Below are 25,478 nucleotides of genomic sequence, written 5' to 3' on the forward strand. Positions count from 1 at the left end.
TATCGTTACGCCAAAGCATTTCGTTCCCTTGCGTGCTCTCGACGACAAATGGTGTTGACAGGATTCTATACTCAATTTACATTTTTGGAACGTTCCAAAAATACATTGGAACGATTAAATAACAAAAATTGGTGACTCATGATGAACGTTGTCTCTGTGCTTCCAGTGCTCTGCTCGCGCTTACGTACTCGGATCGATTCCTTCTTTTCCCCTTTTTCCTATTCCCAATCCGAAACGATCGCATCCCGTCAAGAAAGCTTGGATGCCTTCGCTGGTGCCTTGGGGGTGGCCGTAAGCGCAAACCTCGCTGGTTTTAGTCCTAGGCACTGATACGACAGTCGCTTCATCAGCGCTGCCATTACGTTTTCAACATGGCGAAAATATTCATGAAAAAGCTCATTACTGCTGAGCAGGCTGCGAGCCTGATCCACGACGGAGATACCGTTACCGTCAGTTCATCCAGTGGCCTTGCATGCCCAGACGCAGTGTTAGCTGCAGTGGGGGAGCGTTATCGCAATTCTGCGCACCCTGCAGGTCTGACAATGCTGCACCCCATTGCCGCTGGTGATATGTACGGCATCAAAGGCATTGAACATCTGGCACAACCAGGTCTGATCAGTAAAGTGATGGCTGGCTCATATCCAAGTGGCCCTTCCTCGATGCCAATGCCGGAGATCTGGCGGATGATCACTGATAACGAGATCGCCGCGTACAACGTGCCAAGCGGCATCTTGTTTGATCTGCACAAGGACGCTGCGGCCAAGCGTCCTGGTGTGTTGACCAAAGTGGGGCTGGATACCTTCGCAGACCCAGCTCGTCAGGGCTGTGCGATGAATGCTTTGGCTGCCGAAATGCCTATCGTTGAGAAGGTGTTGTTTGCGGGCGAGCAGTGGCTATTTTTTCCCACCGTCATTCCAAAGGTCGCGATCATTCGTGCGACCACCGCTGACGAGCGCGGCAACCTTTCTTACGAACACGAAGGCGGTTTGCTCGGTGCTCTTGATCAGGCCTTGGCCGTTCGCAACAACGGCGGCATCGTTATCGCGCAGGTGAAACGAGTCGTGCGTGCCGGTTCGTTGAAGCCTCACGATGTACATGTCCCCTGCAACCTGGTTGACCATATCGTCGTGGCGCCTGATCAAATGCAAACAACTCAAGTTGTTTACGACCCTGCCATCAGCGGTGAAATCCAACAGCCGGAATCCGCATTTGAGTTTGCACCCTGGGGCGCTGAAAAAGTCATCGCTCGTCGCGCCGCCATGCAAGTCGAGAAGGGTATGGCTGTGAATTTGGGTTTTGGCATCTCGGCAAACGTGCCTAGGATCCTGTTGGAAGAGGGTTACCACGGCGCCGCTACCTGGGTCATCGAGCAAGGTGCTGTCGGCGGTATGCCGTTGCTGGGCTTCGCATTCGGTTGCGCCGCAAACGCCGACGCAATCATGCCGTCCTCGGCTCAGTTCACCTATTTCCAGGGCGGTGGTTTCGATCTGACTTTACTGTCTTTCCTGCAGATTGACCGGTTCGGCAACGTCAACGTATCGAAGCTGCCAGGAAAGCCTTACCTCACTGCTGGCTGCGGCGGCTTTGTCGACATCACTACCCACGCCAAGCGCATTGTGTTCTCCGGCTTCTTCACTGCCGGCGCCAAACTGTCTGTGGATGACGGGCGTCTGAACATCTTGCAGGACGGTAAATCCCGCAAGTTGGTCGAGGACGTGGATCACGTGACCTTCAGTGGTCGCATGGCATTGGAGCGCGGGCAGGACGTCACCTATGTCACTGAGCGTTGCGTGATGAAACTCACCGCCAATGGCCTGATGGTGACTGAAATCGCACCCGGCCTGGACTTGGAAAAAGATGTGCTCGCCCAGGCAGATTTCCCGCTGCTTGTAGCAGACGAAGTACGAGTAATGAGCCCTTGTATTTTCACTGACGCCCTGATGGGGCTGCAATTGAAGGAGCACCAGGCATGAGCTCAGTAGAGGGTTTTGTATCAGTAGAAATTCAAAAAACGGTCGCGGTCGTTCGTCTTGAGCGCCCAGGCAAGCTCCATGCACTAACTCCAGAAATGATTACGCAGTTAGGTCAGATTGCGCTTGATTTGGATAAACGCACAGATCTACGGGCAGTGGTACTGACCGCCACCGGTGACCGCGCCTTCTGTGTGGGCGCCGATATTCGAGTGTGGTCAGGTCTGCAGCCTCTGGATATGTGGCGTCAGTGGGTGCGAGACGGGCATCGCGTATTCGATGCTTGGGCAAATCTGCGCCTGCCTGTCATTGCAGCGATCAACGGCCATGCATTTGGGGGTGGGCTTGAGTTGCTGGCAACCGCCGATATTCGTGTGTCAGCACCGAACGCGACTTTTGCATTGCCTGAGGCGGGTATCGCGACTTGCCCAGGTTGGTCGGGAACGCAGCGCTTGGTCAAGTTGATTGGCCCCAGTCAGGTGAAGCTGATGGCTTTAACGGGTCGACGTATCGATGCAGCTGAAGCTCAACGCGTTGGATTGGTTCAAGACATCACCGAGCCTGGCAATGTCGTGGCCCATGCCCTGGAGTTGGCACATCAAATCAGTAAGCAGGCGCCGATCTCGGTGCAACTCACGAAACAACTCATCGACGCAGGCACTGGCACCAATGTAGCTGCCGTGCTTGAGGGGATGGCTGGAGCTCTGGCCGCCACCACCAACGACGCACAAGAAGGCTTAATCAGCTTCAACGAACGTCGACCAGCCGATTACCAAGGAGTTTGAAATGAAGTTTTTGACCGTAGATAACAGCGCCGAGATTATTGGGGCCCCGTTCAAAGGCCGCATGCTGATCAATGGCGAACTGTGTGATGCGCAGAACGGCGATCAGGCGGAACGCCGTAGCCCGGCTCATGACGTAGTGGTTGGCATCTACCCTAACGCTGCACGTGCTGATGCTGTGCGGGCCATTGATGCTGCCCGAGCAGCCTTTGATGAGGGCACCTGGCCAAACATGTCCGCACGCGAGCGGGCCGATGTGTTGCTCAAAGTGGCCGACGGTATTTCTGCCCGAGTGGAAGAGATGGCACTCATCGAGTGTCTGGAAACCGGCAAACCGTTGACCCAGGCTCGTGGCGAAGTCAGTGGCTGTGTTGACCTTTGGAAATATGCGGCGTCTCTTGCACGCAACCTTCACGGTGAGAGCTACAACACTTTGGGCGAGTCGCACCTTGGGGTTGTCTTGCGTCAACCGGTCGGCGTGGTATCGATGATCACCCCGTGGAATTTTCCAATCTGGATTCTGAGTCAGAAACTGCCCTTTGCTCTGGCTGCGGGTTGCACCGCTGTGATCAAACCAAGTGAACTCACGAATGGCACTACCCTGATGCTGGGCGAAATCCTCCTTGAGGCAGGCTTGCCAAAAGGCGTCGTAAACATTGTGACTGGCCTTGGCCCTGCCGTGGGTCAGCCGTTGGTCGGCCACCCGAAAGTCGACATGGTTTCGTTCACTGGCTCCACGCGAGTAGGGCGCCTGATTGCAGCCGAAGCCGGCGCCGCACTGAAAAAAGTTTCCCTGGAACTGGGCGGCAAAAACCCGCAGATCATTTTCCCGGATTGTGATTGGGACGCTGCCGTAGATGCCGTTGTATTTGGCGTCTATTTCAACGCTGGCGAATGCTGCAACAGCGGCAGTCGCATCCTGGTGCACAAAGATATCGCTGAACGCTTTACCCAAGCCGTTATCGAGCGTACCCGCCAGGTTCCAGTGGGTGACCCATTGCATCCAGACGTGAAGGTCGGCGCAATCATCAGCGAAACGCAAATGGGCGGTATCCAGGCTGCCATTGATGAGGCCAGAGAGGCCGGCGCAACGATCAGCTTGGGTGGCGAACGTCACGGCACGGAACCTGGGCTCTACATCCAACCAACCATCGTCACCGGTGTCACCTCTGACATGACCATCGCCCGGGAAGAGGTCTTTGGGCCTGTTCTGTCGGTACTGACTTTCGAATCGGTAGATGAAGCCATCGCGCTGGCCAACGACACCTGCTACGGCCTCTCGGCTGCAGTGTGGAGCAAAAACATCGATGTCTGCCTGAAGGCTGCTCGGAAAATTGACGCTGGCACCGTATGGGTAAACACCTTCCTCGATGGTTTCGCCGAATTACCTTTCGGTGGCTTCCGTGACTCCGGATTGGGTCGGGAATTGGGCCGTCACGCAGTCGAAGACTACACCGAGCAGAAAACTGTCCAATTGCACATTGGCGAGCGTACGAACTGGTGGTTGCCGAAGTAATTTTCGCGCTCATTTGCAGAGAAATTGGAACGTTCCAAACGTTGAGAGTGAAGCCATGACAAATAACAACAAGATTACAAAACGCCCAGTTGCATTGGTCACTGGAGGACGTCGCGGTATTGGTGCCGCAATCGTCCTGCGGTTGGCTCGTGACGGTTTTGACGTTGCCTTTACTTGTCGTAATGAAGATGAAGTCGCACAGCAGTTGTGCGCGGAAATTGAAACCTTAGGCGGACGTGGCCTGGCAGTTGCGAGCGAGCTACAAAGTCTTGAGGCACATGCTCAGTTACTTGAGCGCGTGCAGACATGGGGCGGCGTAGTTGACTGCTTGGTGAACAACGCCGGAATTGGTTCACCGGTTCGCGGCGATCTGCTGGACATGAAACCCGCAGCCTTTGACCAGGTACTGGATACCAACTTGCGTGGGACATTTTTCCTGACGCAACAGGTCGCAAAACAGATGATCCAGGCGTCTTCTGAGCAGCCGCGCAGCATCATCAACGTTTCCAGTGTCAGTGTGGAAATGGCGTCACCTGAGCGTGGCGAATACTGCATGTCGAAAGCGGGTCTCGGCATGGCGACAAAGCTTTTCGCTTTACGCCTGGCACCAGAAAACATTGGCGTGTTTGAAGTTCGTCCCGGGGTCATTCGTACCGACATGACAGCCGGCGTCGCCGACAAGTACGAGCAGCGCTTCAAAGATGGTTTGGTGCCGATGGGCCGTTGGGGTGAGACCAGTGACATCGCTTCGATAGTCAGCGCTTTGGCTTGCGGGCAATTCGGTTTCGCGACTGGCTCTGTCATTCATGCCGATGGCGGGCTCGCCATCCCACGCCTGTGAGTGCTGTCATGAGATACGACTTCATCATCATTGGTGGCGGTTCGGCGGGGTGTGTACTCGCCAATCGACTCAGCGCAAATCCTAGCAACAAGGTGCTGCTTCTGGAGGCCGGTGGCGGCGATCGCCACCCTCTCTTCAGCATGCCGGCAGGCTTCGCGAAGATGACCAAGGGCAGAGGCTCCTGGGGCTGGTCGACCGTACCGCAGAAACACCTGAAGAACCGCGTATTGCGATACACCCAAGCCAAGGTTATCGGTGGTGGGTCTTCTATCAATGCGCAGATCTACACCCGGGGAGCGGCGGCGGACTACGACGAGTGGGCGAGCGAATGTGGCGCTGAAGGCTGGGCGTACAGGGACGTTTTGCCTTACTTCAAACGTGCTGAAAATAACCAGCGCTATGCCAATCAGTATCATGGGTATCAAGGGCCATTGGGAGTCTCAAACCCAATCAGCCCTCTGCCGATCTGTGAAGCTTTTTTCCAGGCCGGACAAGAGATGGGGATTCCTTACAACCCAGACTTTAACGGGGCTGCTCAGGACGGGTTGGGCTACTACCAACTCACCCAGTTGAATGCCAAGCGCTCATCTACTTCGGCAGCGTATCTGCGTCCAGCGATGGGGCGATCCAACCTGACGGTCATGCTGGGCGCATTTACTCGGCGCGTGATTATCAAGGACAAGCGTGCCATTGGTGTCGAAGTGGTGCCCAAAGGCGCGAGCGAATCGACGCATTACTATGCAGACCGCGAAGTCATCGTCAGCAGCGGTGCAATCGGCTCTCCCAAGCTGCTGATGCAATCAGGTATTGGCCCGGCAGACCATTTGAGCGAAGTCGGCATTACGCTTGAACACGCACTCCCAGGTGTCGGCTCCAACCTGCAGGATCATCTCGATCTTTTTGCTATCGCGGAATGCACTGGTAATCACACCTACGACCCCTACGGCAAACCACACATGGCGGCATGGGCGGGGCTCCAATACCTGCTGCTGAAGAAGGGGCCGGTAGCGTCCAGTCTGTTCGAGACAGGTGGCTTCTGGTACGCCGACTCGCAAGCGCGGTCGCCGGATATCCAGTTTCATCTCGGGCTTGGTTCCGGCATTGAGGCCGGCGTCGCCCAGATGAGAAACCCAGGTGTAACGTTGAACTCGGCCTTCCTGCGGCCTCGCTCTCGCGGCACGGTGCGTTTGGCGAGTGCCAACCCAGCCGATGCACCGTTGATCGACCCTAACTACTTCTCCGACCCTTACGACCGTGAGATGTCCATCAAAGGGTTGCGTCTGGCACGTCAGATTCTGGCGCAGCCGGCACTCCAGCGCTTTGTGCTGGCAGAGCGCTTGCCAGGCCTGGATATGCTCAGTGACGAGCAGCTTTTTGAATACGCCTGTGCCAACGCGAAGACCGACCACCACCCAGCTGGTACTTGCCGCATGGGTAACGGTGAAGACGCCGTAGTTTCCACCGAGCTGAAGGTGCATGGCATCGACAGGTTGCGCGTGGTTGATGCGTCGATCATGCCGCGTCTCAACAGCAGCAACACCAATGCTCCGACCATCATGATCGCCGAGAAAGCGGCAGATCTAATTCTTGGCAAAGTCCCCCAATCAGAGGAAAAGTCTCATGAATATTCTGCTGCCCACGCTTGATGGCCGTGTTGAACGCTACTCGCTGCAAAATGCGGATGCACCTTACACAACCTTTCAAAAGCGCCCGTTGTGCCGCATTGCTTACGCCGCTGCGCATGTTGTGGTGGATCCAGCCCGTCCAGCCAATCCATGGGACGAAACAGTCGCGATTGACTGGGATAAAACCATGGGCTTTCGAGAGTACCTATGGAGCCTTGGCTTCAAGGTTGCTGAGGCTATGGACACTGCCCAGCGCGGCATGGGCTTGGGCTGGAAGGATTCTGCCGAGCTGATTCGTCGTAGCGTGACTCACGCCCGTCAAATCGAAGGCGCTGATTTGAGCTGTGGCGTGGGCACAGATCAGTTGGTCGTTACGCCGTCGACAACCCTGGATGACGTTCTGGGCGCTTATCGTGAGCAGTTTGAGGTCGTCGATAGTGTCGGCGGAAGCGCCATTTTGATGGCCAGTCGCGCACTCTGTGCAGTAGCCAAGAGTGGGGAAGACTATGAAAAGGTCTATTCAACCCTGCTGGGCGAGGCACGCCAAAAGGTTGTCCTTCATTGGCTGGGCGAGATGTTTGACGCCAACCTGCGCGGTTATTGGGGCAGTACCGATGTACGCACTGCCATGAACACTGTGCTGTCGATCATTGAATCCAATGTCGACAAAGTCGACGGCATCAAGATTTCGCTGCTGGAAGCCAAGTGGGAAGTTGAATTACGCCGTCGTCTGCCTGACGGCGTGAAGTTGTATACCGGCGATGACTTTAACTTTGGTGAATTGATTGCTGGCGATGCGACCCACCATTCCCACGCGCTTTTGGGGATTTTCGACCCTATCGCTCCAGTCGCGGCTCATGCATTGGCGGCACTCACCGACGGCGATGTAGCGCGCTACCACGCACTAATGAACCCTACCGTGGCGCTCTCTCGCGAGATCTTTAAAGCTCCAACCCGTTACTACAAGGCAGGTGTGGTGTTGCTGGCTTGGCTGAACGGCCACCAGGATCACTTCAGCATGCTGGGTGGTATGCAGTCTGCACGCTCCCTGTCGCACTACAGCGAAGTCTTCCGTCTTGCGGATCAAGCAGGCGTGCTGATTCAACCTGAGCTTGCCGTGGAGCGCATGAAGGGACTGGCTTCTGTCTGTGGCGGGATAACCGGCTAGGGATAGCGACTGCTGTTGAAGGTGAGGCTCACCTACGTGAGTCTCGCTGAGCACCACAACAAAAATAAGAGGTTCACCATGAGCACCATAGCTAGCAGTGTTCCAACGACATCCACTGCGGTGGTTGAGAAGAAAGACCTTCATCGGGTCATTATGGCAAGCGTCGCTGGTAGTGCGATGGAGTGGTACGACTTCTCCATCTACGGGACAGCATCCGCCCTGGTTTTTTCCGAGTTGTTTTTTCCAGGGATGGATAAGGCATCCGCACTTTTAGCGATCTTCGCAACCTATGCTGTTGGATTCGTCGCAAGGCCCTTTGGTGGTCTGTTCTTTGGTAGGGTTGGCGACCGAAAAGGTCGAAAGTTTGTATTGGTATCCACTGTCCTGTTGATGGGTATTTCGACGCTGCTCATCGGCTTGCTGCCGACCTATGCGGACATAGGCGTCTGGGCAACTGGCCTCTTGGTGCTATTACGACTGCTTCAAGGATTTGGTTCTGGTGCAGAGCAAGCTGGCGCCTCTTTGATCGTTGCGGAGTTCGCACCCAAAGAAACGCGAGGTTTTTATGCGTCTCTTCCATTTGCCGGGATCATCATCGGGATCCTTATGGCGGCGGGAATGTTCTGGGCCGTTCAGCAACTGCCGCAGGAAGATTTCATGTCCTGGGGTTGGCGCATTCCTTTTCTATTCAGTGTGGTCGTGATCGCAGTCGGCATCGTGATCAGGCTTCAGGTGAAGGAAAGTCCTGTGTTTGAGGAAATCAAACGCAAAAAGCTCGCAAGCAAACAGCCGGTCAAAGACCTCCTGCGCTACTCCCGCAAGAATCTGGTCGTAGCGTGCTGCCTGCGTATTGGGGAAAACGGCACGTCTTACTTGTACCAGGTGTTCGCCCTCAGCTACCTCGCAAAAGTACTAATGGTGGATAAGTCTGTCGGCACGGTTGGGCTGATTACAGCCGCAGCATTGTCGGTGTTTACCATTCCGTTCATTGGATATTTGTCCGACCGTCTGGGCCGTCGGATCATGTATCGCGTCACTTCTTTGATCGCCGCGCTCTGGGCATTTCCAGCGTTCTGGCTGTTCAACTCCATGGACTCAACGCTGATTGTGTTGAGCATGGTTGTAGCCATCAGTTTGGGCGCCTTCGGCATGTATTCCGTGCAGGCCGCTTATTTCCCGGAACTGTTTGATGCCCGATATCGCTATACCGGTATCGCGGTCAGCAAGGAGTTCGCAGCGCTCGCATCTGGCGGTATCGCTCCGTTCGTTGCGGCTGCGCTCTTGAGTTGGTCTGGCAACCATTATTGGCCCGTAGCGACCTACGTCGTGGTGCTGGCCGGTATCTCATTTGTCGCAACGTTCTTCGCACCCGAAACACGCGGTTCAGACATAAACGTTTGATCTTGGGGTAGGCAACACCATCCAGTAAAACGAAGCGCGTATGTCCATGTCGCAGTCCACATGATGACGATTTTTGGATGGGACGTTAGCTCAACGCAGTTACTTTTCACCGTCATTGCCTGAATCTTTTCCACGCAAATTGATTCAGGCAATGCGGTGTTTTTTTTCGACAGCAAGTGGATCGTTGTGAGTGAGAAAGCCGTTGGTCGAGCACCAGCACTGGCTCGATCGTTCTGGAAACACAGATAAAAACGCCAGAATCGTATTGTTCAACGCTAGTAAAGAGACTGCCGTAAACCCTGTTGCAGTGTTTTCATTCGCGTATGAAAAAACAAGAATTCAGGTGTGTCATGAGCAAGTATCAAGCTTTCGAAAGTGCTGCCCTTCCCGAAAATTACAAAGACAATATCGTCAAAATGAAAAAGACGTTGCGCGCGCAGATAGGCGATGTGGAATCCCTTTTCGCCGAGGTCAGCGAATTCATTGCAGCCGAAATCACATCGATTAAAGAGCAGCAGGCTCTGACCGGCTCCGGGTGGCCTGCCCTTGAGTTCGACGCCATTGCCCAAGGGAAAGTGACGCAGGAGCAATTGGCGCAAATCAAGCGTCGCGGCTGCCTGGTCATCAAAAATCACTTCCCCAGAGAGCAAGTCCTGACGTGGGACAGGAACCTGTTGGAGTACCTCGACAGGAACGATTTTGACAGGATCTATCGTGGGCCAGTCGATCAGTTTTTTGGAAACCTTGACGCTTCGCGACCTGAGATTTTTCCGATTTATTGGTCGAGCTCACAAATGCAACTGCGTCAGGATGAGCGCATGGGCGCAGCGCAATCATTTCTGAATCGGCTATGGAAAATTCATTCCCATGGTCATGACTGGTTCAATCCAGATGTCAACGCGCTTTATCCTGACCGCGTGCGCCGCCGTCCACCAGGTACCACTTCTAAAGGGCTAGGGCCACACACGGACTCCGGTGCTTTGGAGCGATGGCTACATCCCGCCTATTTGAAGGTGTTCGACAAAATCTACAGCAATGATTTCAAATCATACGACCCTTGGGATGCGGCGCATCGCACGGAGGTCGATGAGTACGCTTACAAAGACACGGTGAAGTGCTCAGCGTTTAGAACCTTTCAAGGATGGACTGCATTGTCCGATATGAAAGCTGATCAAGGAGTACTGCATACATTACCTATCCCTAAGGCTATGGCCTACATGCTTCTGCGTCCGTTGCTTAATGACGTTCCAGAAGATGAGTTGTGTGGTGTTGCCCCAGGCAAGGTGCTTCCGGTTTCGCAAAAATGGCATCCGCTATTGGTTCAAGGGATGACACCCATTCCCGACGTGCAGGCAGGGGACTCGGTCTGGTGGCACTGCGATGTTATCCATAGTGTCGCCCCTGTTGAGAACCAAGAGGGCTGGGGCAACGTAATGTACGTGCCGGCTGCTCCGATGTGCCCAAAAAATCTCAAATATGCAAAGGATGTATGCCGAGCATTTGAGGCTGGCGAGTCGCCGGATGATTTTCCCCCAGAACACTACGAAACGGCATGGAAAGACCGATTCACGTTGGAGCAATTGAACGCCATTGGTCGTAACGGGTTAGGTATCTCCTGATAGAAACTGCTGTCTTGTTGCATTGCTCAATTGCTGGATGAACCCCTCACACGGCAAGCGCGACGCTTGCCGGTTATAACAACAAAAAAAGGTACAAAGATGAACGCGATTAATCGCCTCGCCACTGTCATTTCCTTGGCCACTCTTTTTCCTCTCGTTGTGCATGCTGCTGAAAGCAAGGGCACTGTCGAAGTCGTTCACTGGTGGACATCAGGGGGGGAGGCCAAATCTGTGAACGTGCTTAAGCAGATCGTCGAAAAGGATGGTTTCACTTGGCAAGACAGCGCTGTGGCGGGGGGCGGGGGGGCTGCGGCCATGACGGTGCTCAAAACCCGCGCCATCGCCGGTAACCCTCCTTCTGCCGCGCAGATCAAGGGGCCGGATATCCAGGAGTGGGGGAAGCTGGACTTACTAACCAACGTCGATGACGTGGCTAAAGCAAACAAATGGGACAGTCTGCTGCCTCAGACTGTTGCGGACATCATGAAATACGATGGGCACTATGTAGCAGTACCGGTGAACATCCATCGCATCAACTGGTTGTGGATCAATCCGGAGGTGCTCAAGAAAGCTGGCGTCGCCAAAGCCCCGGCGACCTTGGAAGAGCTCTACGCTGCTGGCGACAAACTTAAGGCCGCTGGGTTTGTTGCAATTGCTCACGGTGGTCAACCATGGCAAGACACTACGGTATTTGAAGATCTGGTTCTAAGCATCATGGGAGCAGACGGCTACAAGAAGGCCTTAATTGATAATGATGAAAAGGCGCTTACCAGTTCGAAAATGACCGAGGTATTTGCCGCTCTTCGTAAGCTGCAGTCTTACATGGATCCTGATGGAACTGGCCAGGACTGGAACCTAGAAGCTGCAAAGGTCATCAGTGGCAAGGCAGGCATGCAAATCATGGGGGACTGGGTCAAGAGTGAGTGGACGGCGGCCGGTAAGAATGCTGGTACGGATTACGAGTGTGTACCTTTCCCAGGTTCGCAAGGGATCTATACCTACACGATTGACTCACTGGTCATGTTCAAATTGTCCAAGAAGAATGATACGCCCGGCAACAATGCGGCGCGGGACGACTTGGCCAAGGTCGCTCTGGAACCGGAATTCCAGTACGTCTTCAATCAGAACAAAGGCTCAATCCCGGTTATCAAGGGCTTGGACATGAGCAAGTTTGATAGCTGTGCTCAAGCTTCCGCCAAAGATTTCGCCGAAGCCGAGAAGGCTGGTACGTTGGAACCAAGTATGGCTTTCAACATGTCTACTTCCCAAGCAGTGCAGGGGGCAATCTTCGATGTGGTCAGCAATTTCATGAGCGACAAAAAAGCTGATCCGAGCAAAGCTGGCAAGCAGATGTATACGGCCATCAAAGCCGCTGCGCAGTAGCGTTTAGCTTATTGCATTGGAGACCCGCCAATGATGCGGTAGCCCCTTGGATCAAGGGGTTACCACTTGCTAGAACGCTCCTGCGGAAATTTCGTGTCCCGACCATCTTCGGGTTGAGTTGAATGTAAACAGGGGGCTGGTGATTTTTATACCGTTTAGAGGATTCAGTCCGCATAAAAATTACTGCTTGCCGCATAAGTTTTTCGCATGTCCCCGTGCCGAAGGCCGCCGTTAACATATTTGGAGACCATAAAAACAAAGGTTTCCGCTATGCGACTAGGTTGGTATTCAGCGCTTACGCCAAAAGAAAAACGTACCTATTGGGCCTGCTTCGGTGGGTTCACCCTGGACTCGATGGACTCCACCATCTACGCACTGATGATGCCGGTGTTGATGACTGTGCTCGCTTTGAGCAACTCTGACGCCGGCATGCTGGGTTCGGTTTCATTGATTGGCAGTGCCATTGGCGGTTGGGGCGCTGGCCTGTTGGCTGACCGTTTCGGTCGCGTAAGGGTTATGCAAGTCACTGTGTTGTGGGTTGCACTCTTTACTTGTCTGGCAGGCTTATGCAGCAGCTTCTGGCAGTTTCTGCCCGTGCGGTTTCTACAAGGAATCGGCTACGGCGTCGAAGCGGTGGTTGGTGCAGTGCTGATCAGTGAAGCCATTTCGCCGGCCTTGCGTGGCCGAGTTGCCGCCTCAGTGCAAAGTGGCTATGCCGTCGGCTACGCGATTTCGCTGACCTTGATGCCGGTGGTATTTGCCTGGCTGCCCGAAGATATTGCCTGGCGCGCCTTCTTCGCCATTGGGCTGTTGCCCGCGTTTCTGATCTGGTTCATCCGGCGCCTTGTGCCAGAATCCGAGGCATTTACTCAAGCCAGCCGCACACCGAAGAAAATGAACTTACGGGAAATTTTCGGCAGTGAGCACCGTCGAGTAACCTTGATCAGTACGGTTCTGGCCAGCGGCATCTTTGGCGGTGCCTACATCATGATCACATGGCTCCCCACCTACATGCGCATGGTGCTCAACCTACCGGTGGCGTCGACCTCAGGATACCTGGCGGTGAACATCATCGGTTCGCTATTGGGGCCTTTCATCTATGGCCGTATCAGCGACAACATTAGTCGCGGTAAGGCCTTCATGCTGTTTTTGATCTGCCAGGCGTGCGTGGTTTCGGTGTATACCTTTGCGCCGATCAATATGGCTGTAACGCTGGGTTTGGGTTTATTGCTGGGAGCCTTCCAGGGTGGACTGGCATCTGGGTTACCTGTTGCCTTCGCTGAGCTATATCCCACGCGTATCCGTGCCAATGGCGCTGGGTTCTGCACCAGTTTTGGCCGCGGCTTCGGTTCGATCATGCCAGCCGCTGTTGGGTTTGCTTCAACGAGCATGGGTCTTTCCACTGCAATGGGAGTATTCGCTATCAGTTCATATCTGATCGCATTTCTCGCGGCAATGTGCCTGCCCAACGCGACCGGGGTCGATATGAACACTGAAGTCTCCCAAACACCGATGCGCGGCGACTCATCCGAAAGTCCAGTCGTTGATCAGGGGCAGCGATCCTGACTCGTCATCACTAATCACTGTTATGCATTGAAAGTATGCTGCCGCCCCGATCTCTAGTAATGCTTGTCCGGGACAGGTGGCAGCCTTGAGCACTATTTGCAGATGGTTATCAATAACAAAAATCGATAGCTGCATAAAGGTTTCCCAACGGCGGTTGAACACCTGTGGTCTTAGAATTGCGCTCATCTACTACATGCGCTGCTTCGGACTTTTCATTGAAATTCTTGCTGGTCTCTTCACGCTTCGCGTTTGCTCGGTGCTTCATGGCCGCAGTCGTTTCTATTAGCCTGTGGTGCGATGTCGTGACAGCGGCAGAGCGGACTCTGGATACCGCCTACGGGCTGGTCAGAATCAACGGAGTGCCTAAAAGAGTCGTAACACTGGGGGAAACTGCGCTCGACGCCAGTTTGACGCTTAATGCTCATCCCCTGGGGGCGCTGGCGGCTCGAGGCGGTAGTCAAGTGCCGGAGTATCTTCAGGAAAAGGCAGGGCACATCGAATTGGTCGGCAGCGTACGCGAACCTAACCTTGAAGCGGTGTTGGCATTGCAGCCGGATCTAATCCTGGCTACCAATGACTTATCCAAGCAACTCTTTGACCAGCTCAGCCTTATTGCTCCAACCGTGATTCCGAAAGTGGGCAGCCTGGATGACTGGCGAGCCTCGTTCCGCCTTTATGCGCTTGCGCTGGACAAGCAAGCCATGGCCGAAGAACGTCTGAAGGATTTCGATCATCAGGTTGAGAGCTTGCGCCAGTGCATCGCAACCGGGCAAAGCGCAACGGTGTTGCGCTTGAATCCTCAAGGGCCGATCTTGATGTCGGCCCAAGTCTTCGCCGGTCAAATACTCGCAAGCCTCGGCTTTTTACCAAATGAGCTGGCTGTCTCGCTCAATCATCGCCCGCACAGTGACATCTTGAGTCTCGAAAACCTTACTAAGGCCGATGCCGATTGGATCTTCCTAGCAACCCTGAACGCCGATGGCGATAAAGCGCTGGATGAAGTCAGCGGGCAACCGGTTTTCGCACAACTGAAAGCGGTAAAGGACGGGCACGTAGTCAGCGTCGACGGGCAAGTATGGAGTAGTAGCGCGGGTTATATGGCGGCCGAGCGTATTCTTGCGGATATCGCGAAGGCATTGGCCCTCTGATGCCGGAGCGTTCGCGATACCTCGCACCCATGTTGTCGGTAGCTGGCGTCGGGTTGGCGCTGCTGTGCCTGATCAGCCTGCTGATCGGTGCGGGTGATGTCGGCGCTTGGCGAAGTTTGGAAACCCTATTCGGGCAGGGGGATGAGCAATCAAGGTTTGTCATTTATGGCCTGCGTTGGCCGCGTACCGAACTTGCCGTCGTGGTGGGAATCGCGTTGGGCGCGGCAGGCGTGCTATTGCAGTCCGTCACCCGAAACACCTTGGCCGAGCCTGGACTTCTAGGTGTCAGCGCTGGTTCATCCTTTGCAGTGGTCTTGGCGATTAGTCTCGGCGCTTCGGCCTCATCTCTCGCTTTCAGTGTCGCCGTAGTCGGCGCGCTAATCGGCTGTTTGCTGGTCATGGCGGTCGGCTGGCTTCGTGGCGTAGGCAGTGATCCGGTTCGCCTGATTTTGGCTGGCGCCGCGTTTTCCGGGTTTCTCAGCGCCCTGAGTAGTCTATTGCTGCTCCGAGATCAGCGTACCGCCGACGAAATGCGCTTTTGGGTGATTGGCTCTCTGGCTGGTCGGCCTGTCGAAACACTCTCCGCAGCGCTACCGGGCCTGATTTGCGGACTGATATTGATGCTACCTTTGGTTCGCCCATTGGCGGCGCTGGCCTTGGGAGAGGCGTTGGCCAGCAGCCTTGGCCATCATCCACAGCGAGTGCGTCTGGGGGTATTGATCGTGGTCGCGATGCTGGTCGGAACGGCCAATGCCGCAGCCGGCCCGATTGGATTTCTTGGGCTTATCGTGCCCTTCATGGCTCGCCGAATGGTGGGCAGCGACATTCGCCAGACACTTTGGTTAAGCCTGTTGCTCGGCCCTTCGGTGCTTCTGGGTGCCGATATCGTTTCACGCCTTTTAGTACGCCCTTATGAATTGCCCATCGGCGTTGTCACCGCCTTCATTGGTGCGCCTGTACTCATAGCAACGGTGCGCGCGCAGCGTCTGCCGATCCTATGAAATCAATGGTCGTACGTCGTCCCTCACATAATGCTCCCGCCGGTTTTTGGCTGTTGCGCCTAGGCCCCTGGACTCAGTTGGTATCGCGCCGTTCGTTTGTCGCGGGAGCACTTCTTTTGCTGCTATTGGCATGCTCCTGTCTGGTCTCACTGACCTTCGGTGGCAGTCGGCCAATACCTGTCAAGGACGCGCTGCTCGTCCTGGCAGGCCAGGGAGATGCCGTCAGCCGGTTGCTGATCAACACGCTTCGAATGCCGCGGATACTCGCGGCTGTGTTGACCGGCGCCGCCTTGGGCGCCGCCGGCTGCCTTATGCAAACCTTGGCGCGCAATCGACTGGCTACTCCTGGAATTGTCGGATTGGACAATGGCGCCACGGCTTTTGCGGTGGCTTCCATCGTGGCAACGTCCACTAGCCTGTTGCCCTCGATTCTGGCTCTTTCCGGAGCGGCCACTGCAGCTGTTTTGACGTTCGCTCTGGCGTCTGGGTCGGGTTCGCGGGGCTATCGTTTCATCGTTACGGGTATCGGCGTCGGCGCGATGTTCAGCGCACTAACAAATCTCATGCTCTCCCAGGCCCCTATAGACGTTGCCAATCGCGCCTACCCGTGGACGGTAGGCAGTCTGAATGGGACGTCGGCCGTTGCTATTAGGGCGCTCGCGGCAGGATTGTTCTTTGGCTTGCCCTGGGCCTGTCTGCTGGGGCGCCAGCTGGCTGCGATGGGTTTTTCTGAACGGGTGTCTATCAGCCTCGGCGTGCGCCTGGGCGCTTTGCGCATGACGACGTTGGCGGCGACCGTTTGGCTTACAGCGTTGGGCGTAGCGGTGGCCGGCCCGGTAGGACTGGTGGCGCTGATCGCACCGGAAATAGCGCGTTATCTTGCCAGGCAGCGTGGTGTTCCGGTTTTGAACTCGGCCTGGAGCGGGGCGCTGCTGATGGTGGTCGCCGACTGGGCAGGTCGCAATATCCTGTCCCCCATAGAGGTGCCTGTCGGTATCGTGATGGCCATCATAGGCGGCCCTTATCTGATATGGATTGTTTTGTGCCAACCTGATCGGAGAGTCCAATGAAGCGATTCGAGTTACCGTGCATCGGCGACGCCATGGCCACTCTGGAAACCCGCGATCTGTATCTCGGGTACGGACGACGCATGGTGGTCAATGGCCTGAATTTGCACATTCCGCAAGGACAGGTGACGGTCATCGTCGGCCCCAATGGCTGTGGCAAATCCACTTTGCTCGCTGGCCTGGCGCGGCTCAATAAACCACGCAGTGGCGCCGTCCTGCTTAACGGTCAGCCAATTGGTTCATTGCCAACCCGCGACGTAGCCCGGTTATTGGCCCTGCTACCTCAGGACGCAAGTGCGCCAGAGGGGATAACCGTGAATGAGCTCATCCGGTTTGGCCGGCAACCGCATCAGGGCATGATGCGCCAGTGGAGCTCCAAGGATCAACTGATCGTAGAAAATGCATTGCACGCCGCAGACCTTGTCGAGTTGGCAGACTGTGCGCTCGAGTCCATGTCCGGTGGACAGCGACAACGCGCCTGGATTGCGATGGCAATCGCCCAGGACACGCCTTTGCTGTTGTTGGACGAGCCAACTTCAGCGCTGGATTTGGGTCACCAGATAGAAGTCTTTGAGCTCGTTCGCCAACTGACCAATGCCGGCAAGACGGTGGTCATGGTTCTGCATGATCTTTCCAGCGCGTGCCGATATGCAGACCATCTGGTGGCCATGAAGGCGGGGCGTATTGTGATTGAGGGCGCTCCAGACATAGTCGTGACTTCTGCTCTCATTGAAGAGCTTTACGGAGTGAGTTGTGTACTGTTGAAGTGCCCCCAGACAGGCACGCCTGTTATCACCGCGATTCAACCACTACCGCATAAGCAGCAGAAGCAGCAAGGTCAGACAGAGTTCGTGGCTGAAGAGTTTCAGTGCTGATCGAGACTGCCAGTAAGAGTCTCAAGCAAGTACCACAAGGCTCTGTTGCTCAGAGATTGAATGTTTTCTCTAGATGTAATGGGGAGCGGAATGATCGAGTGGGTAGGGAAGCGACAACGGTCGACTTCTTTCTGTAACTAATGACCTTATGGGATGTTTGCTGCCGGACTCAAGGTGATCGGGCCCGGAAGAGTAAACCGAGAGAACCTGGCGTCGTATTAACGGCCCAAACAGATCAAGCTGTTACTTAAGGACATTTCCTTCAGGGGCGGTGAACCGGCGCAAGGCGAAAACCCGGTTCTCCGCCGCCTGAAGGTCGAACGCTTTCAAGCTACCGATAGATCAGTCTTAACGGGTGCTCCGAACTACGCGCCCGGGCACGACGCCATCAACCTCTTCACGGTTAGTGCGAGTGATACCGTGAAGAAGAAGTGCGACATGAAGCCGCCAATGATGACGACAGGGTCGTAGTAATTTGGATGATTGTCCGAAGCAATGGCGATAGCCACGTGCATCACGATCCACGCGATGATGGCGTAGAACAACGCGATGAAAGTCGCTTCATATCCACGACGGCGGAAATACGGCCAGATGAGAGCAAACAGGACGCCCCATCCGATTGCGAAGAAAAAATGAATCGCAGTGCCGAGAAGATAGGCCCATGGGCCGAGCGCCTCTTGAACTTCCTTGCCGAACACGAGACCTGTCGCGTTACGCGGAATGCCGGCGAGCGGCATCAGATGTTGTACCCCAACCCAAATCAGGGCCTCGTAAATCCAGATGATTACCGCGCCAGTCAGGCCGCCAATCACACCGGCGCGAATTAAAGTTCTCAGATTCTGCTTATCTGAGTTCAACGTCGACCCCGTGTTGACATCGTTGTCGCTCATGCTGAAACCTGTTTCGTGACTCATGCTTTCACCTTCTTATTGTTGTAAAAAAACTACAGAGCTGGACTGCCTAATAGCCTAGCGCTGGGGCTGACTGTAGGCCGCAGGTCTCTGCTACACCTCTGGGAAATGCTTAAGCAGGTATCGTTTTTCTTTATCGGGTGATTTTGAGCTTTGTGTCAGCTTATCTAGCAAACAACGTGGGTGATTGAATCTGCGACCCGTGCCGAGAATCGGGCAAGAAGAACTTGGCCTAATGCTGGCGGCGGGCCGCCAGCCAGAAACTTGGCTTATCCTGCGCCTGCACCTTCTCGCGATTGGCGCGACGGTTGGCAAAGGGATAAACACAGTGCGAGCACGCAGCACCTGCGACCATCTGCGCAAATGCGGTTTCGGCACTACAGGGCTGTGGTGTCGTAGCGCCATTCGCGCAATTGCTCATGGGGCAGCGATAACCAAGCAGCATTAGAGCGCCTGTTTATGTCATGCGCTCATAGATTGCCTGTTGAGTTGCGATGCTGAAGTTGCCGGAAGAGTCGGTTGCCACGAAGACATCCAAAACGCTCTCCGAAGCAGGCAGCGCGGGAAACAATACGCTGGTGCCTGTGATCATGCGGGCACTGATTAGCTGTTCGCGAACCATTGCGTTGGTTACGCCGTCCTTGCGTGCCCGATAAGAAAAACCGATACCTGCTTAAGGATTTCCTAGAGGCGGGGCGAGCACTTGCGGCTTTACAGTCATGCCTAGTATCCGACTGAGTGAAAAGGTCTTTTCATTCCCGTGCCTGTCGGATGGTCTACAAAAATAAGAAGGTGAAAAGCATGCGTCACGAAACGGTCGATATCAAAGCGTGGATCGACAACCGCCCGGTTGCCGGCTATCAGTGGCTCATCATGAGCCTGTGTTTCTTCATTGTGCTGTTCGATGGCTTTGACGTCGCGGTCATGGGTTTTATCGCGCCTTCGCTGATTCAAGATTGGGGCCTGTCCAAAGCGGCCTTTGGCCCAGTCATGAGTGCCGGCATGGTCGGGTTGGCCATTGGCGCCCTGACGGCTGGCCCCTATGCTGATCGCCTAGGGCGCAAAAAAATACTGCTGTTCGCCGTTACTGGTTTCAGTTTGTTGAGTCTTGCTTGTGCATTTGCCAGCAATCCTTACGAACTGGCGGCGTTGCGTTTGTTGACGGGTGTGGCTTTGGGCGCAGCGCTGCCCAATACCACAACACTGCTTTCCGAGTACCTGCCAGAGCGCAACCGGTCGTTGTTCATTACCATCATGTTTACCGGTTTCAACATGGGGTCGGGGTTGGGCGGTTTTTTGGCGGCCTGGCTAATTCCGCACCACGGCTGGCAATCGGTGCTCCTGGCTGGTGGAATCTTGCCGCTGGTGTTGTTGCCGTTCCTCTGGCTGCTGTTGCCCGAATCCGCACGTTTCCTGGCAACGCGTAATGCCCCCGCCAGTCAGATCGCCCGAGTGCTGAACAAACTGGGTGGCACCTTTTCGGCCACCACAAAATTCACCATGACCGAGCCTCAGGCTCAGCATAAGGCGCCCGTGAGCATGCTCTTCAGCGAGGGCTTCCGGTTTGGCACCGTCGCGCTATGGATGACTTATTTCATGGGCCTGTTGGTGATCTACCTGACCATGGGCTGGATGCCGACGCTTTTGCGCGAAGGTGGTCTGTCCATCGAGCGCGCGGCGACTATTACTGGCCTGTTCCAGATCGGCGGAACGGTCGGCGCAATTGTGGTCGGCTGGGCCATGGATCGGCGTAATCCAAACCGTGTGATTGCAACGGCCTACGCGATGGGCGGTGCGTTCATCCTGCTACTGGGAGCATTCAGTCTCGAGTCAAGTCTGTTGGCATTCGGCGTAGTGGCGGCTGGATTCTGTATGAGCGGTGCGCAGACCGGACTCAATGCGTTTGCTCCCGGCTACTACCCAACTGATTTTCGCGCTACGGGTGTGAGCTGGATGCTGGGGATTGGTCGCTTCGGGGCTATCTTTGGTTCTCTCATCGGTGGTGCAGTGCTCAGCCTCGGGTTAGGTCTGCCGTTGCTGTTCACCCTGCTGAGCGTGCCGGCTTTCATCGCTGCACTGGCAATCCTGGCCAACGGTCATGCTCGGCGACGGGTAAATAAGGCTTTGCTGACGCAATAATCTACTTCGAACAAAGGAACTCATCATGGCACGCATCATCGGTGGCCTCGCTGTATCGCACACACCAACCATCGGCTTTGCCGTCGATCACGAAAAACAGAATGAGGCGGCCTGGGCGCCGATCTTCGAAGGCTTCGAACCGATCAAAGTCTGGCTGAAGGAGCAACAACCGGATGTGTTGTTCTACATCTTCAACGACCATGTGACCTCGTTCTTCTTCGACCACTATGGCGGGTTCTCCTTGGGAGTCGATGAGCATTACGAGGTGGCGGATGAGGGCGGTAATCCGCGCTTGCTGCCCGCGGTTGGCGGACATGCGGCGCTGTCGCGGCACATTGGTCAAAGTCTGATGGCCGATGAATTCGACATGAGTTTCTTCCGTGACAAGCCACTGGATCATGGCTTTTTTTCGCCGATGTCTGCACTTTTGCCGTGCGAACCTGAGTGGCCGGTAGAAATCGTGCCGCTACAGGTCGGCGTGTTGCAGTTCCCGATTCCCAGTGCCCTGCGCTGCTACAAGCTGGGCCATGCCTTGCGCCGTGCCATTGAAAGCTATCCCGAAGATCTAAAGGTGGCCATTGTCGCGACCGGTGGGGTGTCCCATCAGGTGCATGGCGAGCGTTGCGGCTTCAATAACCCGCAATGGGATGAGCAATTTGTTGATCTGCTGGTCAACGACCCGGTGCGCCTGACCGAAATCACCCATGCCGAGTACGCCACCCTCGGCGGAATGGAAGGCTCTGAAGTCATCACCTGGCTGATCATGCGCGGTGCGCTGTCGGCCACGGTGAAGAACCTGCATCAGGACTACTACCTGCCGTCCATGACGGGTATCGCCACGCTGTTGTTGGAGAATCAGGACAGGGAGGTGCCCGTCGAAGTCACGACGCGTCACTTGCAGCATATGCAGCATCAGTTGGCGGGTATCGAAAAACTGGAAGGCACCTACCCGTTCACCTTGGAGCGCAGCGCCAAGGGCTATCGCCTGAACAAATTCCTGCACCGGATGATCGAGCCGCAATGGCGCCAACGATTTCTTGAGGCACCGGAGGCGCTGTACGAGGAGGGTGGCTTGAGCGAAGAGGAATGCGATCTGCTGCGACGTCGTGACTGGCGCGGTCTGATCCAGTACGGGGCGATTTTCTTTGTGCTGGAAAAACTCGCTGCTGTGCTCGGCATTCCAAATCTGCAGGTCTACGCAGCAATGCGTGGGCAGACCCTTGAGGAGTTTATGAAGACCCGCAACCAGCAGGTGCTGTACTCGGTGGCGGGCAAAACCTCTCGCTGATCCTCAGGGGCGATCGCTCCGTTAGTTCTCGGCGACCTTTTCCGGGTCGCCATCACCCATTTTTCGCTTGATCCCAGTGTGCCCGGCAAATAAGGGCGCAGGGCATTTCTTTACCCAAAAATCGGAAAACAATAACAATGAAAATCACCGTTAATCGCCGAATCGCTTGCTCGCTGGCTGTTGCTTGTACGGCACCTCTGGAAGTTCAGGCCGCAGGTTTCATCGATGACGCCAGCGCGAACCTGAACCTGCGCAACTTCTACATCAACCGCAACTTTACCAATCCGGCTTACCCGCAAGGCAAGGCCGAAGAGTGGACGCAGAGCTTTATCCTCGATGCTCGTTCGGGTTTCACCCAGGGCACGGTGGGATTTGGCGTAGATGTGTTGGGACTCTATTCGGTCAAGCTTGATGGTGGGCAGGGCACCGGTGGTACGCAGCTATTGCCACTCGATAGCGATGGGCGTCCTGCCGATGATTTCGGCCGCTTGGCGGTCGCCGGGAAAATGAAAGTGGGCAAAACCGAACTGAAGGTCGGTGAGTGGATGCCGGTATTGCCGATCCTGCGTTCCGACGATGGCCGTTCGCTGCCGCAAACCTTCCGTGGCGGCCAGATCACCTCGCAGGATATCGATGGCCTGACCCTGTACGGCGGTCAGTTCCGGCAGAACAGCCCACGCAACGATTCAAGCATGGACGACATGTTCATGCAGGGGAAAACCGCGTTCACGTCCGATCGCTTCAACTTCGTCGGCGGTGAATACAGCTTTAACGACAAGCGCACCATGATTGGCCTGTGGAATGCCGAGCTCAAGGACATCTATCAGCAACAGTATCTGCAACTGGTACACAGTCAACCGCTCGGCGCCTGGACGCTGGGGGCAAACCTGGGTTACTTCTGGGGACGCGAGGACGGCAGTGCCCGCGCCGGCGACCTAGACAACCGCACCGCCTCAGCGCTGCTCTCGGCCAAGTACGGTGGCAACACCTTCTACGTCGGCCTGCAAAAGCTCACCGGTGACAACGCATGGATGCGGGTCAACGGCACCAGCGGCGGTACCCTGGCCAACGATAGCTTCAACAACAGTTATGACAACGCCCGAGAGAAATCCTGGCAACTGCGCCACGACTACAATTTCGTTGCCCTTGGCATCCCCGGCCTGACTTTGATGAACCGCTACATCAGCGGGGAAAACGTGCACACAGGCAGCATCACCGATGGCAAGGAGTGGGGACGTGAGTCCGAGCTGGCCTATACCGTGCAGAGCGGCACCTTCAAGAACCTCAACTTGCGCCTACGTAATTCCAGCATTCGTCGGGACTACAGCAGCAATGAGTTTGATGAGAACCGTCTGATCATCAGCTATCCATTGAGCCTGCTCTAACGCCTTGGCAAGCAGATTCGCCCCACAGGTGGCCATTGTCGTTCACGAAGTCGTGTACGACATCAATCCCCTGCGGGTGCGAGCCTGCTCAGCCGCAGTCACTACTTGGAGCTCGTCAAATGTTCCCTGATCTTAAAATCCGCACCGGTATGATCACGGTGCTCTTACTCTTCATCGTGGCATTGCTCTTCTTGACCCTGAGCAGTTGGCGGGCGGCAGTCACCAGCCACGACGAGATCATCGAGTTGAACAGCGCCACTATTGTCATCGACGGCGTAAACAATTCGCTGCTATTGGCTACCCGAACCAGTGCTAACGTCTCTTCGGCGTTCATAGAAAGTATGGGCGGCCACGTTGAGGATGCACAAGCGCGTCTGTTGCGTAGCGAGGGTATCTGGGTGGAAAGTATCGCCAAGCTCAACGCTGCCGCCGACGCCATTAAAGATCCGGTGCTCAAGGGTATGGCCGACGAACTCAAGGTCTGCTTCGACAAGTTCGGGGCTGCCGTTGTCGGCCAGCGCGCAGCGGTGCGTGCTTTGTCGGCCGCAGATTACATTGAGTCAAATAAAGCGGCCGTTGATGGCATGGCCAAGCTGCAGGCGGTACGCCTAAAGCTGGTTGGCGAGCTGGAAACACGAAGCAAGCAGATCATTGTGCAATCAGTTGATCGGCTGAAAATGGCGCAGACCGTGGCAGCTACACTGGGCGTTATTACATTGGCCATGGCCATCCTGTGCTGGGTCTTTATCGCTACCCGTGTATTGCGGCCCTTGCGCGATGCAGGTCAACATTTTCGACGTATCGCAGGTGGCGATCTCACTCAGCCTGTGACCGTTCCTGGCCGCAACGAAATTGGCGAACTCTTCGTCGAGCTTCAGCGCATGCAAACCAGTCAGCGCGTCACCCTGGATCTGATCACCGGTTCCGCGACCCAACTGGCGTCAGCTGCACAAGAACTGAATGCGATAACAGGAGAGAGCAATCGTGGGCTTCAGCAGCAGAACCAGCAATTGGAACAGGCCGTCACGGCAGTCAACGAAATGACGAGCGCCATCGAAGAGGTGGCTCGTAACGCCGTGTCGACTTCGCAAACGGCCGCTGCCTCCGACAACCTATCGAAAAAGAGCCGTCAGCAAGTTCACGAGAATATCGAGGGAACCCAATCGATGACAGCCGATATCCAGGGCAGCGCCGAATGCATTCAAAATCTGGCTCATGAAGTGCGAAACATTAGCAAAGTACTGGACGTAATACGGTCGGTTTCCGAACAGACCAACCTACTGGCGCTCAATGCAGCCATTGAAGCAGCACGCGCCGGTGAAGCTGGACGTGGTTTTGCGGTGGTGGCCGACGAGGTACGGACGCTGGCATACCGGGCGCAGGAGTCGACTCGTGAAATCGAACAGATCATTGCTAGCGTGCAGAGCACAGCTGAACAGGCGGTTGGAGCTATGCATGCTAGTTCGTCTAAAGCACAGGTGGCGCTAAACATGACTCAAGCGAGCGGTGTAGTGCTGGAAGAAGTATTCGCTGCCATCGGCCAGATCAATGAGCGCAACCTGGTGATCGCGAGCGCAGCGGAAGAACAGGCGCAGGTGGCGCGTGAAGTGGACAGCAATCTCCTCACAATCCGCGACCTGTCGGCGAAATCTTCGGAAGGTGCGCAACAAACGAACACTGCCAGCAAGCAGCTGACACAGCTTGCGGAGGAGTTAAGCGGGCTGGTAGGACGCTTTCGCACGTGACTATTGGTAGTTTCCCCGTAAATGGGCAAACTCAAACTGTTTCATTGA

At 55.4% G+C, this 25,478-nt stretch carries 19 protein-coding genes; 18 read left to right on the plus strand and 1 reads right to left on the minus strand.

Annotated features, from left to right (window positions below):
- Positions 1–386 precede the first annotated feature (386 nt).
- From AC07XF_RS02175 to AC07XF_RS02240, 14 genes are all read left to right on the plus strand, one after another.
- Entirely contained in the window at positions 387–1,973 is a 1,587-nt protein-coding gene (locus tag AC07XF_RS02175) for an acyl CoA:acetate/3-ketoacid CoA transferase (protein WP_492583472.1), read from the plus strand.
- Positions 1,970–2,755, plus strand: a complete 786-nt coding sequence (locus AC07XF_RS02180) for an enoyl-CoA hydratase/isomerase family protein (RefSeq protein WP_056854706.1) — start codon at positions 1,970–1,972, stop codon at positions 2,753–2,755. The genes AC07XF_RS02175 and AC07XF_RS02180 overlap by 4 nt, the downstream gene beginning before the upstream one ends.
- Position 2,756: 1 nt before the next feature.
- Positions 2,757–4,268 carry an aldehyde dehydrogenase family protein gene (locus tag AC07XF_RS02185; protein WP_495025224.1) on the plus strand — a complete coding sequence of 504 codons (1,512 nt, stop codon included), beginning with the start codon at positions 2,757–2,759 and terminating at the stop codon, positions 4,266–4,268.
- A 55-nt stretch (positions 4,269–4,323) separates the two neighbouring features.
- Positions 4,324–5,109, plus strand: a complete 786-nt coding sequence (locus AC07XF_RS02190; RefSeq protein WP_492583468.1) for a 3-ketoacyl-ACP reductase — start codon at positions 4,324–4,326, stop codon at positions 5,107–5,109.
- 8 nt (positions 5,110–5,117) lie between these two features.
- Positions 5,118–6,755, plus strand: a complete 1,638-nt coding sequence (locus AC07XF_RS02195) for a GMC family oxidoreductase (RefSeq protein WP_492583466.1) — start codon at positions 5,118–5,120, stop codon at positions 6,753–6,755.
- The gene (locus AC07XF_RS02200; RefSeq protein WP_495025225.1) at positions 6,730–7,902 is read left to right on the plus strand and encodes a dihydrodipicolinate synthase family protein; all 1,173 of its coding nucleotides are present in this window, start codon (positions 6,730–6,732) and stop codon (positions 7,900–7,902) included. The genes AC07XF_RS02195 and AC07XF_RS02200 overlap by 26 nt, the downstream gene beginning before the upstream one ends.
- A 78-nt stretch (positions 7,903–7,980) precedes the next feature.
- Entirely contained in the window at positions 7,981–9,303 is a 1,323-nt protein-coding gene (locus AC07XF_RS02205; protein ID WP_056854701.1) for an MFS transporter, read from the plus strand.
- A 350-nt stretch (positions 9,304–9,653) separates the two neighbouring features.
- Positions 9,654–10,922, plus strand: a complete 1,269-nt coding sequence (locus tag AC07XF_RS02210; RefSeq protein WP_492583462.1) for a DUF1479 domain-containing protein — start codon at positions 9,654–9,656, stop codon at positions 10,920–10,922.
- A 99-nt stretch (positions 10,923–11,021) separates the two neighbouring features.
- Positions 11,022–12,305: an ABC transporter substrate-binding protein gene (locus AC07XF_RS02215; protein ID WP_492583460.1), complete on the plus strand. Its 1,284-nt coding sequence runs from the start codon at positions 11,022–11,024 to the stop codon at positions 12,303–12,305.
- Positions 12,306–12,575: 270 nt separating this feature from the next.
- Positions 12,576–13,871: an MFS transporter gene (locus AC07XF_RS02220; protein ID WP_495025226.1), complete on the plus strand. Its 1,296-nt coding sequence runs from the start codon at positions 12,576–12,578 to the stop codon at positions 13,869–13,871.
- Between the two features lie 215 nt (positions 13,872–14,086).
- Entirely contained in the window at positions 14,087–15,019 is a 933-nt protein-coding gene (locus tag AC07XF_RS02225; protein ID WP_492583456.1) for an ABC transporter substrate-binding protein, read from the plus strand.
- Complete coding sequence (locus AC07XF_RS02230; protein ID WP_492583454.1) at positions 15,019–16,020, plus strand: FecCD family ABC transporter permease; 1,002 nt, start codon at positions 15,019–15,021, stop codon at positions 16,018–16,020. The genes AC07XF_RS02225 and AC07XF_RS02230 overlap by 1 nt, the downstream gene beginning before the upstream one ends.
- 116 nt (positions 16,021–16,136) lie before the next feature.
- Positions 16,137–17,090 (plus strand): FecCD family ABC transporter permease, encoded by a 954-nt coding sequence (locus tag AC07XF_RS02235; RefSeq protein WP_495025227.1) that lies wholly within the window; start codon positions 16,137–16,139, stop codon positions 17,088–17,090.
- A complete protein-coding gene (locus tag AC07XF_RS02240) occupies positions 17,087–17,962 on the plus strand; it encodes an ABC transporter ATP-binding protein (RefSeq protein WP_492583450.1) in 876 nt (291 codons plus the stop codon). The genes AC07XF_RS02235 and AC07XF_RS02240 overlap by 4 nt, the downstream gene beginning before the upstream one ends.
- A gap of 365 nt (positions 17,963–18,327) precedes the next feature.
- On the opposite strand, the gene AC07XF_RS02245 is transcribed toward AC07XF_RS02240, so the two are convergent.
- Positions 18,328–18,876 (minus strand): hypothetical protein, encoded by a 549-nt coding sequence (locus tag AC07XF_RS02245; protein ID WP_401313849.1) that lies wholly within the window; start codon positions 18,874–18,876, stop codon positions 18,328–18,330.
- Positions 18,877–19,674: 798 nt separating this feature from the next.
- On the opposite strand from AC07XF_RS02245, the gene AC07XF_RS02250 reads away from it, so the two are divergent.
- The 4 genes from AC07XF_RS02250 (at position 19,675) to AC07XF_RS02265 (ending at position 25,430) form a co-directional block, all read left to right on the plus strand.
- Positions 19,675–21,012, plus strand: a complete 1,338-nt coding sequence (locus AC07XF_RS02250) for an MFS transporter (protein WP_495025228.1) — start codon at positions 19,675–19,677, stop codon at positions 21,010–21,012.
- A 25-nt stretch (positions 21,013–21,037) separates the two neighbouring features.
- Positions 21,038–22,300: a gallate dioxygenase gene (locus AC07XF_RS02255; protein WP_495025229.1), complete on the plus strand. Its 1,263-nt coding sequence runs from the start codon at positions 21,038–21,040 to the stop codon at positions 22,298–22,300.
- Between the two features lie 137 nt (positions 22,301–22,437).
- Complete coding sequence (locus AC07XF_RS02260; protein ID WP_492583446.1) at positions 22,438–23,685, plus strand: OprD family porin; 1,248 nt, start codon at positions 22,438–22,440, stop codon at positions 23,683–23,685.
- A gap of 119 nt (positions 23,686–23,804) precedes the next feature.
- Positions 23,805–25,430, plus strand: coding sequence for a methyl-accepting chemotaxis protein (locus AC07XF_RS02265; protein WP_492583444.1), 1,626 nt, complete (start codon positions 23,805–23,807; stop codon positions 25,428–25,430).
- The last annotated feature ends 48 nt before the right edge of the window (positions 25,431–25,478 follow it).

The organism is Pseudomonas sp. GW821-FHT01C01 (genome assembly GCF_059422645.1).